This is a genomic window from Limnochorda sp. (genome assembly GCF_047459355.1).
Taxonomy (GTDB): Bacteria; Bacillota; Limnochordia; order Limnochordales; family Limnochordaceae; genus Limnochorda.
Window position 1 is genome coordinate 1 of the sequence record NZ_VSCV01000108.1, and the last position, 1139, is coordinate 1139.

General features: G+C 69.1%; 1 protein-coding gene and 1 pseudogene. One reads left to right on the top strand and one right to left on the bottom strand.

Features of this window, described 5'->3' with window-relative positions; genetic code table 11:
* Positions 1-627: pseudogene (locus tag FWJ67_RS11215) on the top strand (hypothetical protein); the annotation flags it as partial.
* 79 nt (positions 628-706) lie between these two features.
* On the opposite strand, the gene FWJ67_RS11220 reads toward FWJ67_RS11215, so the two are convergent.
* The coding region (locus FWJ67_RS11220; protein ID WP_414482871.1) for a hypothetical protein at positions 707-1139 on the bottom strand (433 nt) is incomplete at its 5' end.

A 1139-nucleotide genomic window follows, 5' to 3' on the forward strand; every position in this document is an offset into this window, starting at 1 on the left:
CCCCAACTGGCACCGGAGGAGACGGCCGCCAGCCTGCGCCGTCGGTTCACGGCCACCCTCGATGGGAACACCGGCCTCTTGACGGTAACGGTGAGGGCCAAGACCGCGGACGAGGCCCATCGCCTCGCGTCGACGTGGCAGGAGGTCTTTCAGGCAGCGGTGCTCGCCTATCTCCAGGCTCAGCTCACCGGGAGCCTCCAAAGCGCTCTGGATCAGGTCCAGCAGGCGGAGGCCGCCTTCTTCCAGGCCCAAGAGGCGCTGGCCGCCTTCGACCGGGAGCATGGCTTGAGCGTTCGCCAAGCCCGCCTGGCCCATTTGGAGCAGGAGCTGACCTCCTCGGAGAGCCGCCTCCGGGCCCTGGCCCTGGACCTCCTCCCCGCGGAGCGGGCCCGCCTCCACTTCCTGACCCAGGCCCTGGCCCAAGAACCCCCGCTTGCCGCCCAGCTGCCCGCTTTGGCCCGGGTCGAGGTGGTGAGCCCGAGCATCCTGCCTGAGGCCCCTGTCTCCCCCCGGCCGCTCCTCAACATGGCGGTGGCCGCCGTTCTCGCCTTCTTTGCCGCCACCTTCTTCGTCTTCCTCCGGGAGTGGTGGACCAACCCCGCCGAAGAAAGACCAGCAGAGCGCTGAACTCCCAGCGCCCTGCTGGCCCATCCCACCGGGGCGGAGCAGCCCGCCATGCCCCAAGGCCTGGGTCTCGGGGCCTTCTTCACCAGAGCCGCACACCGATGCCCGCCAGCAGGTGGGCGGCCGCGTGGGGAACCGTGGCCCAGCCGTTGTAGACGGGCACCCTGGCCCACGCGACGGTCCCCTTGGCCTCGGCTGCGAAGAAGAAGGGGCCGACCAGATCCCGGGTGTACGCCACCGAGACCTGCCCCGCGGGCCCGCTGATGTGGAATCCGTTCATCAGCTCGTAGCCGTACCCCAGCTTCTTCCCCGCCACGGTGCTTTCGGGGTGGGCGACCACAATGCCCAGGCCCGTCCGCCAGGTGATGGGGCCATCCCCGTGGGCCCGGTTGAGGAGGAGCAAGTTGTACCCGTGGCTGACCTCAAAGTGCTCGATGGGATCCTCAGGGTTCATCAGGTACATCTTGTCGTGGATCAGCTCCACGTCCCACCGACCGTGGCCAACCCGGATGGAG